This is a genomic window from Gilliamella sp. wkB292 (assembly GCF_001690235.1).
Taxonomy (GTDB): domain Bacteria; phylum Pseudomonadota; class Gammaproteobacteria; order Enterobacterales; family Orbaceae; genus Gilliamella; species Gilliamella apicola_F.
In genome coordinates this window covers 1-10,042 of record NZ_LZGO01000057.1, presented here as the reverse complement: position 1 = coordinate 10,042, position 10,042 = coordinate 1, and the positions used below count along the sequence as shown (strand labels likewise).

The window sequence follows — 10,042 nt, the reverse complement described above, 5'->3', positions numbered from 1 at the left end:
TATGACAGAAATTAATCTTTCAGATGAGTTAATAAAAGACTTCATTTATTCAGTTTATCGAAAAGAAGTATTGTTAAATTTAGATGGGGTGGTTTTAACTGAAGATGATCGAAAAACGTTACATGAAAAACGAGATTTTGTTAATAGCTTGAGCGAAACAGAACTAGCTAATATCCGATCCTGGATTATCAATAAATTAAAATCATTGGAAGATAAACATCATTAAAATTACGTTAGTTTACTGCGTTTTAAACGGGCTAACTTTCCTATTATTTTAATAAAAAATATTTTTTTATCTTTATCAAAAACACTATAGACAGATTAACCAATAGTTTTATAATGCACTCGATAAAATATCATTTATAAAAAAGGAAATAATATGAAAAAGTTAGCCTTTGTTTTATTAGTTAGTCTACCAATGATAGCTAGTGCATCAAACTGTGATGAGATCAGCGCTAATATCGCAGAAAAAATCAAAAATAATGGTGTTGAAGCCTCTCAATTTCAATTGAAACTTGTTTCATCAAATGAACCTCAACAACAAATTGAAGGGCAAATTGTGGGGTCTTGTGATCGTGGTCAACAAAATATTGTCTATGTGCGTTATGATGCTGCTAGCAAATCTGTAAAAAGCACAGATAAAAAAGCTGTTGATACCAAGTCTCAACCTGAGCAATCAAAAACAGAAACAGTAGCACCAACTACAACAGCACCAGTTGATTCTAGTGAACAGCAAAAAACGGAAAACCAAACAAGTCCTAACCAAACATCAGAATCAACCACTAACTAGTAATGTTGATAGTAAAGCGTCGATTAGAATTAAACATGAAATACCCAAAGCGAGCTTTTGTTAATTTAGTTGTTTAATTTACTTTTCGACGCTGCTAATTAATTCACTATGTTTTGGGCTCAAATTTGCCCATTGCATCTGATTTGCTTAATTCCGACAAAATGGGTATTTAATGGGTAAAATCAGTTTTAAGCCTTTATAAATTGATTATTTAAGTAACAGTATTTTATGTTTTCATTTTATTCCCTTATTGATTCATGCCAGACAGATTGGAATAGTTATATCCAGCATGAATTTATCGAACAACTTGGTAAAGGAACGTTAGATAAGTCTTGTTTTCAACACTATTTAAAGCAAGATTATCTATTTTTGGTTAACTTTTCGCGGGTTTGGGGACTTGCAGTTTATAAAAGCCGTAATCTTTTAGAAATCAAACAAGCATTACATAGCCTTAAAGCTATTGTTGAAGTAGAATTGGATTTACATATTCGTTATTGTAAACAATGGCATATCACTGAATCAGAATTAACCCGTTTAGTTGGAGCCAAAGCTAACATTGCTTACACCGATTATGTTTTAGAGGTAGGCTTAAAAGGTGATATTCTTGACTTACATATTGTTTTAGCTCCATGCATGATCGGTTATGGCATGATCGCAAATTGGATAACAGCCCAGTCTTGGTATAATGCAGAAAATAATCCCTATATAAGTTGGATCGACATGTATTGTGGTGATGAATTTCAAAAAGCAGTGCAAGATGAAATCAATTGGATTAATGATAATTTATCTAATATCAATGCAGAACGTTTTGCACAGTTAAAAACCATTTTTAAAACGGCAACCCAGCTTGAAGCTGGTTTTTGGCAGATGGGATTAGAAAAAAGCTGTTAATGATTATCATACTTCACCAATAATGGCAAAGTATGATGTATTTTGGTTATAGCAAATTCGCATAACTTTGTTTGGTTTTTTCATCCCAAACACTTGCTTGTACTTGCCCAATATGTTTTAGTTGTAACAACAACATGACTAATCGAGATTGGCCAATACCACCACCAATAGTTTGTAATAACTCACCATTAACTAATGCTTGATGCCAAGCTAATTGTAAACGAGTTTCATCATGAGTGATCTTAAGTTGACGTTTCAACGCTTCAGGATCGACACGAATGCCCATTGATGAAATTTCAAATGCACTATTTAATGCTGGATTCCAAACTAAAATATCACCATTCAAGCCTTTAGAACCCATTTCATTATCACTACTCCAATCATCATAATCGGGTGCACGGGCATCGTGTTTTTCGTTATTAGATAAATAGCCACCAATACCAATTAGAAATACAGCGCCCAGCTCTTTAGTAATTGCATTTTCACGCTCTTTTGGTGATAAGTTAGGGTAACGTTTTAACAGTTGTTCACTATCCATAAATGTAATGGATTCCGGCAAAAAGCGTGAAAGGTGATATTTTTCTGATACGGCTTTTTCTGTTGCTTTAATCGCTGAATAGATCTTTTCAACTGTTTGTTTTAGGTAAGTAAGAGTACGATCTTTTGGACTTATTACTTTTTCCCAATCCCATTGATCGACAAATACGGAATGAATTGGTGAAAGCTGATCTTCATCAGGTCGTAACGCTTTCATATTAGTATATAAACCTTCACCCACAGCAAAATGGTGATCAGTTAATACTTTACGCTTCCATTTTGCTAAAGAGTGAACGACTTCAAATTGTGCATTAGCAATCGTTTTAACTTTAACCTGAACAGCTTTTTCTGTACCAGATAAATTATCTTGAATACCATCACCAACTTGACTTAATAATGGTGCTTGCACTTCAATCAGGGATAAATTTTCGGCTAACTGATCAGCAAAAAAATGTTTTACAAAGCTTATTCGTTGTTGTTGTTCTTTGAATGATATCGTCATGTTTACTCTCTAATTATTGTCAATTTGTGTATGTAAATTAAACTAGAAAAAAGAAATATGCAAGTTTCAATACGGTAAAAATAGATACAAATAGCGTTGAATACATCTCTCAACTTTATTGATTATTATAATTATTATCTATTTAGTGATAACTGCTGATTAAAAAGAACGTTAATACAAAAATTGAACAATTTAGTGGGTGGCATTTTTAAGTCAGCAACCAAGTCGATGAAACTAGGATGTTGATCAGTTTAAGGTAACTATCTGTAAAAACGGATATTTTATTTCAAAATAATTATTATTTAATGATATTATCAGGATAATAAACGTTGAAATCAACCCTCCAAGGGGATTGATACCTGTTATTTTTTATATAATCAACTGATGACAATTGCACAATTGTTTCTTGGATAATGCTAAATATCAATGCTCTGCGTGTATAACTTATTTTATATATCATCGGTCATTTTTTATATCGTAGATTACAAGATAATTAAACCTGTCAGCATTGCTAAACAGCAATTCTCATGACTGAATTTATATTGAGTATTAAGCTATGGATATTTTGCCTAAAAACTTCGCGACAAAGCTGTTTATAAACTCACAATTGAATGCTAACGCGTATACGACTAACCCTTTTACCAACCCTTTTTTTTCACCAGATATAAAAAATAATAAAATCAATATATTACAAAGCACATAAAAAAAAGGGTTTTTTAGTAGCAAAACATCATTTACCTTTCTGCCAACAACAGTTATAGTGGTTTAGATTCTAGTTCACTGCCGTGTAGGTAGTTTAGAAAAACCGAGGCAAGAAATTCGTGGCGTTATTGCTGTTCACTGCCGTGTAGGTAGTTTAGAAAGTAGCGTCACGTTAAATGGTATCTCACGTTCCGTTCACTGCCGTGTAGGTAGTTTAGAAATAACGCCCCCTTTTTGGTGGCAATCATTGGTGGTTCACTGCCGTGTAGGTAGTTTAGAAATTTTTAGAGCGCCAAGAAACAGATTGCAGGAAGTTCACTGCCGTGTAGGTAGTTTAGAAATTTATTTGTGATTTCGCAAATTGACGTCCTACGTTCACTGCCGTGTAGGTAGTTTAGAAATACTGTTCGTGAGGAAAATTCCGAAATATGGGGTTCACTGCCGTGTAGGTAGTTTAGAAATTTATTAATTCAAATGAATTTAATCGGTAAAAGTTCACTGCCGTGTAGGCAGAAGTAATGTTTAGTCTTGAAATTGTGATATTTTGCAAGGCTATCTTTTATTCGTGATATATTGCTCTTGATTGGTTAATAAATACCAGAAGATTTTCAGTTAATAATTATTGCTGATAGTTGGTTAATTTGTTTATAAAACGATAGAACTAAGTTTTTATATTCGTTTTGGTTGACACCTGTAAAGCCGGTATCAACCTTGAATAAGCTAGGGTGTTTGCATGCGAACAGTATTTTACTTATCTATGTCAGAAATTTGTGTTTACTCCGCAAACTTATTTTTATGATCATACCGGTTGTAGTGGATGTCATCACTAATCAAATAGTTATAAATATCATCGACAATTTCGATACCATTTTTTAGGTAGTCTGCTTCACGTTTTTTGCCACGTTCACCAGGAAAGAATACTTGGCTATTGCCTTTAGCGGGTTTGACATTTTTTAATTGATCGAGCATCGAAGACATAGTTTGTTTGAATATTTCAAGACCGATAAAATATTCTGGGTTAATGACAATATGTAAATGCCCAAGATCGCGTCCTTTGGATAGGTCTGCATACATTGAAGAGACATTTTTACCAAAAGGTAAGCCTAGTAATATCCCTGATAAGATATCAACCATCATCATCAAACCATAACCTTTTGCGTCAGCTATCGGTAATAATGCATTGACTTTATGAGGATCGGTAGTTGGTTCACCGTGCTCATCAACAGCCCATGTTGGCGGAATAGGAGCGCCTTTGGAGCGTGCGTAAAGTACTTTACCCCAAGCTTGTACCGTAGTTGCCATATCAAATGATACAACTCGCTCATCGGCCGTTGGGGCTGCAAATGCAATAGGATTGGTACCAAAAAATTCTTCGGCTCCACCATAGGGCACAGCCATAGGATCTGATTGACACATTGAAATGGCAACCAAATTTTGTGCAGCTGCCATTTCGGTAAAGTAACACAGTGATCCACTGTGCGACATTCGGCGTATACCAACGACAGCGACACCATTCTTCTTCGCCATTTCAATGGCTTTATCCATGCCAACTTTGGCTGCAACCAAACCACAGCCATTATCAAAATCGAGAATAGCGCTCGCTGGACCTGTTTCTTTATAAGTGATGTTAGGATTAACGGTCATGCCACCTTTGGCAATACGCTCTGCATAGTATTCAACTCTTACGGCACCATGTGAATGAATGCCTCGGGCATCAGCAAAAGCTAATGCATCGGCAGCGATGTTTGCATGTTCCTGACTTAAACCGGCTTTATGCATTTTATTCGCGATTAGATCATGTAATGTTTTTTTGTCAACTCGCATAGTAAACTCTCCCAAATATATGTTTTGCCTGTTTGGCTATATTATTTTGTAATGATTGTACCTTTAGTACCCGCTAATAAAGACTCTATATCCGTTAGATTACCGATGTATGCCTTGTTACTAGTTTTTTCAACAAATTCAATGACAGATTTGACTTTAGGACCAATAGCACCATCATCAACTGCAAGCGGTTTTAATCGTTCTGTATTAACATGATGTAATGCCGTTTGTTGTGGGGTTCCCCAATTTTCATATACCGCATCAGCATCAGTTAAAATCATTAAGTGATCGGCTTTTAATTGTATGGCAAGTTGCGCTGCACTGTGATCTTTGTCGATAACCGCTTCTATACCTTGATATCCAAGTTGATTTTTAATGACAGGTATACCACCGCCACCATTACAAATGACAATAGTGTCTTGGTTAAGTAATTGTTTAATGGTGTCAATTTCAAGAATCTTTTGCGGTTTAGGGGACGGCACCACTCGGCGTAGATATTGTCCATCTTGTTTAAAATGCCAACCATATTGTGCTTGTAACTGTTGTTGTTGCGCTGGTTGATATACTGGACCTATATACTTGGTTGGATCTTTAAAAGAAGGGTCATTGGGATCAACTTCAACTTGGGTAAGTAAGGTGACAACATTTTTAACATGTTCGTGTTGCTGTAAACTGCGACCTATCATATACCCGAGCATACCTTGCGTTTGGGAAACCAGAATATCGAGTGGATAGGCAGGAACCTGTGTATAAGCCGCATTTTGTAGTGCTAATAAACCTACTTGTGGGCCGTTGCCATGCACAATCACTAAATGATATTTTCCCGCTAGTTTTGCGATAAGCTGGGTTGTAGCATCAATGTTTCGATATTGATTCTCTATTGATAGTGGTTCATTTCGTTTAGAAATTGCATTGCCGCCTAATGCAATAACAATCAGTTCCATATGATATCCTTGATCACTTATTAAAATTGCTTATTGTTTTAAAGTATTAATACATTTACTCGCTATTAACTGCGTTTTCTTGTTAATATTGAGCTAATCAAATGCGGTAATACCACTGATTTTTTGTCACTGTCCGAATAAGAAAGTGACCTAGTTTTTAATAATGCATTTACCTGCTTGGTTATTCATGGATTCGCTTTATTCGTCTATCGATATTGTTTTGGTAACTGTAGTTGCTTAACTCAGCTCACGATTTGGCTTGAGAAACAAAATAGTACGTTGCATTAAATTTCAACATCACGATGACAATCTTTTGAATAAATATAACTTAATGGTTCTTTACCCACGGCATAACAGGCTTGTAGTGCATAAGCCCCCATAAAAATATAGTCATCTTTTTTGACTGGTATCCACTCATTATCAAGCAAGTACATACCCTCACCGCTGAGTAAATATGCGCCATGTTCCTGAACATGAGTTTCAATATAGCCATGACTTGCACCCGGTTGGAAAGTTAAAATATGAAAATTCATATCAAAGCCAAGTTCTTTTGGTAATAAGTCTTGTACAAAAACATTATCCATATTTTCATAATGAATATTTTCCAGATTAATAACATGGTTCGAAACGATTCGAGCTTGGTGTCCATCGAGTGGGGTATAACGTCTTTTGTACAAGAATAGGCGAGATGAGCTGGTCATATTTTGTAAATAAAGTTTTACTCCACAAGGACAGTAAAGGTAGCCGCCTGTTTGTAAATGAAACGATTGTTGATCGGCTTTAGCGGTTATTTCACCTTGAATAACATAGACAAAAACTTCAAGATCTTTACCACCAAATCCTTGTAGGTTGTTGCCATCTTTATGCATGGTGACTAAATAATCAACAAATGATGCGCCCAATTTAGGTGTCGATAAAATAGTGATGTCACAATTATCAAATCCAGGAATGATATTTTTTACCAATCCATCAGGCGGAATGAGCGCGTAATTTTGTCGTTTAATAATTGCTCTTGATGCTAATAAATCTTTTGGGTAACCTGTGTTGTTATTGATATATCCCATAATTATCTCCTTGGAACATATTGATTTTTTATTTCGGCTGACTATTTTTTAGGTAATGCAATAGCGCGCCGTTGAAAACAGCCTAGTTTTATAAAAATGTGTTTTGCCGATCATAAATATAATGATCGGCACAGATTATTAATTGTTATTCGCGCTTTTATGCATGTTAAGAAGGAAGAACAGCACGGTTGCAATAATTAAGATAGCAATTGCCACGTAAAATCCGGTAATTTTGGTGCCGGTAAAATCTGCTAAATAACCTGTTAATGGGGGAGCGATAACAGACGAGCTCATACCAAAAAAGTTAAATACGCCAAACGAAGTGCCATAATTAGTTTTAGGGGCAGTTTCGGCAACATGTGAAATCAGAATTGGTTCTACAGTCAATTTACCAAATAAACCGTAAAAAATTAATCCCGCGAGTAAGAAAGTTATCGTTGCTGATTGTACTGTAGTAAGTAATGTTGCTGCGGCGATTAGTTCAAGAGCAATGATAAATAATAGGCGTTTGTTTCTATATTTATCAGAAATTTTACTGATGATTAGTGCACCTGGAATTGCTGCAAATGCAACTAAAGAAGATGCAGATCCAATACTACCACCAGTAAAACCACGTTCTGTTTCAAGAAAGTTAGGTAACCAACTGACAATCATATAATAACCATAGCATGTGGCAAAATACATGATATACGATGCAACCATTCGACTACTAAAAAAGCTATGTGATGTTTGTGATTCTACTTGTTGAGTAGCGGTTGTTTTAATGATATTGTCATTTTGTTTTGCTTGTTTAATTTTAGGTTGTTCTTTGATGATAATTGCAAAACCCGCAACTAAACAGAGCAACAATGCAGCAATAATGTATAACATGTATTGCCATGGCATGCCTAATGATTTGACTAAAAAGCTCGTTGCTAACAAACTAATCCCCATACCTAAAGCCGAGCCGGTATTGATGATTGCCGATGCGAAACCGCGGTGCTCTGACGGAATATTTTCAGCTGAAAGTGACCACGCAGAACCATAATAAGAACCACAGCCTAAACCAGCAAGTAAACTACCAATATAGATCATTGTGATTGAATGAGCATTACCGATGATTAATGCTGCAATAGTGAAGAGTAAAAAGCCGGGGATGACTACCGCTTTTTTACCAAACTTATCAACTAACATTCCTGCGGGTATTTGCATTGCGGTGTAGGCGAAGAAGTAACAACTGGCAATGAGTCCAAGTGCAGTATTGGATTGTGGTCCTATAGTTTGTTGGACTTCTGGAAAAATCGCGGTTAATACTGGGCGATAAATCCACATAACGGTCCAACCTAGGCATAATAATACAACGATTTTATGCCAATATTTAATTCCACCCGTTTTTTCTATTATGGTCATGTTAATTCCTTATTATTCTTGATAGGCTAATTTATATAGAGCGTGCGTGAGTGCTTTAATGCCTTCTACTAAATCTTTTGTATCTGTATCTTCAGCCGGATTGTGGCTAATACCTTTAATACTTGGCACAAATAACATTGCTGTAGGCACACGTGGAGCAAATATTTGTGAATCATGACCCGCTCCGCTGTGCATTACTCGATAACTGAGTTTTTCTTCCTTACATATCTGTTCTAACATTTTGATTAGCTTGTTATCCATCGGAATTGGATCTTCATCCATCCAGCGATTAATTTCGATTTCAAGTCCAAGTTCGTTGGCGATACGCAGCATATCAGCTTCGATCTCTTCCGTGAATTGAACTAACTGGGCTTTATTCGTATGACGGCAATCCATAGTGAATAATACTTCACCGGGTACAACATTGACCACATTCGGTTTGGGTTCTACGTGACCAAAAGTAAGCACAAGTGGATCCCCAACTTTGATTGCTTTGTTAATTGATTCATTACAGATTCGACTAAATGCATACACCGCATCTTTACGATATCCCATAGGCGTTGTACCGGCGTGATTGGCTTCACCAATTAATCGAATATTATAACGTCGTTGACCCACAATACTTGTCACAACACCAATACTTTTTTGTTCTTTTTCTAAAACGCCACCTTGTTCGATATGAATTTCTAAAAACGCTTTAATATTGTTGCGTGCAGGTTGAGTATTGAATTTAAATCCACATGTTTGCATAGCATCAACAAATTTTATACCTTCGCTGTCTTGTATTGTTTCAACATCATGATGATTAGCGATAGCAAATACATTTTTACTGCCCCAAAAGACGTAAGGAAAACGGCTACCTTCTTCTTCTGCCATCGAGATTAACTCTAATGTGCGTAAAGGTTGCCCATAGTTTTCTTTCAGGTATTGCATTGCAAGTAAAGCTGCTATAATGCCTAACTGTCCATCAAGTTTGCCGCCGTTTACTACGGTATCAACATGCGAACCTGACATGATAACTTCATCTTTGTATTTACTGCCTTCAAATCGTCCATACAAGTTTCCAACATCGTCAAAATAGCTATGCATGCCAATTTCAGTCATTCTTTGTTTGAGTGCATTTTGGGCAGCGAGCCATTCGACGCTATAAAGTAGGCGCGTTGTACCGCCTTGTTTTAATCCACCAAAGCTAGATATCCAGTCTACTGCGTTAGCAACATCATCATATAAGATATTCATGTGTATTTACCTGTTGTTCAACTTGTTACTGTCATTAAGTGTATTTGTATATAATGAAACACATTAAAAGTTAATTTGTCATCTACCATACTATTAATAGCAAATAATAATGTGATCAAACTAGCTTTTTTAATTTTTTAAAATTTAATTAAATTAATGA

General features: G+C 35.7%; 9 protein-coding genes and 1 CRISPR repeat array. Of the genes, 3 read left to right on the top strand and 6 right to left on the bottom strand.

Going from position 1 to position 10,042, the window contains the following annotated elements; all coding sequences use genetic code 11:
* From A9G09_RS12885 to tenA, 3 genes are all read left to right on the top strand, one after another.
* A partial coding sequence (locus tag A9G09_RS12885) for a hypothetical protein (RefSeq protein ID WP_065634167.1) occupies positions 1-226 on the top strand: 226 nt, incomplete at its 5' end.
* Between the two features lie 153 nt (positions 227-379).
* Positions 380-790, top strand: a complete 411-nt coding sequence (locus A9G09_RS07045) for a DUF1161 domain-containing protein (protein ID WP_065634166.1) — start codon at positions 380-382, stop codon at positions 788-790.
* Between the two features lie 228 nt (positions 791-1,018).
* A complete protein-coding gene (tenA, locus tag A9G09_RS07040) occupies positions 1,019-1,681 on the top strand; it encodes a thiaminase II (protein ID WP_065634165.1) in 663 nt (220 codons plus the stop codon).
* A 46-nt stretch (positions 1,682-1,727) separates the two neighbouring features.
* Here the strand turns inward: tenA and asnA are convergent, their stop codons facing one another.
* The 6 genes from asnA to allC all read right to left on the bottom strand — a co-directional run bounded on the left by asnA (position 1,728) and on the right by allC (position 9,882).
* A complete protein-coding gene (gene asnA / locus A9G09_RS07035) occupies positions 1,728-2,720 on the bottom strand; it encodes an aspartate--ammonia ligase (RefSeq protein ID WP_065634164.1) in 993 nt (330 codons plus the stop codon).
* 775 nt (positions 2,721-3,495) lie between these two features.
* Positions 3,496-3,944: direct repeats of the CRISPR family, unit length 28 nt; unit sequence GTTCACTGCCGTGTAGGTAGTTTAGAAA.
* 252 nt (positions 3,945-4,196) lie between these two features.
* On the bottom strand, positions 4,197-5,246 hold the full coding sequence (allD, locus tag A9G09_RS07030) for an ureidoglycolate dehydrogenase (protein ID WP_065634163.1): 1,050 nt from the start codon (positions 5,244-5,246) through the stop codon (positions 4,197-4,199).
* 41 nt (positions 5,247-5,287) lie between these two features.
* Positions 5,288-6,190 (bottom strand): carbamate kinase, encoded by a 903-nt coding sequence (locus tag A9G09_RS07025; protein ID WP_065634162.1) that lies wholly within the window; start codon positions 6,188-6,190, stop codon positions 5,288-5,290.
* 284 nt (positions 6,191-6,474) lie between these two features.
* Positions 6,475-7,254 carry a (S)-ureidoglycine aminohydrolase gene (gene allE, locus A9G09_RS07020; protein WP_065634161.1) on the bottom strand — a complete coding sequence of 260 codons (780 nt, stop codon included), beginning with the start codon at positions 7,252-7,254 and terminating at the stop codon, positions 6,475-6,477.
* A gap of 138 nt (positions 7,255-7,392) precedes the next feature.
* Positions 7,393-8,643 carry an MFS transporter gene (locus A9G09_RS07015; RefSeq protein ID WP_065634160.1) on the bottom strand — a complete coding sequence of 417 codons (1,251 nt, stop codon included), beginning with the start codon at positions 8,641-8,643 and terminating at the stop codon, positions 7,393-7,395.
* A gap of 12 nt (positions 8,644-8,655) precedes the next feature.
* Positions 8,656-9,882, bottom strand: a complete 1,227-nt coding sequence (gene allC / locus A9G09_RS07010; protein WP_065634159.1) for an allantoate deiminase — start codon at positions 9,880-9,882, stop codon at positions 8,656-8,658.
* Between the last annotated feature and the right edge of the window lie 160 nt (positions 9,883-10,042).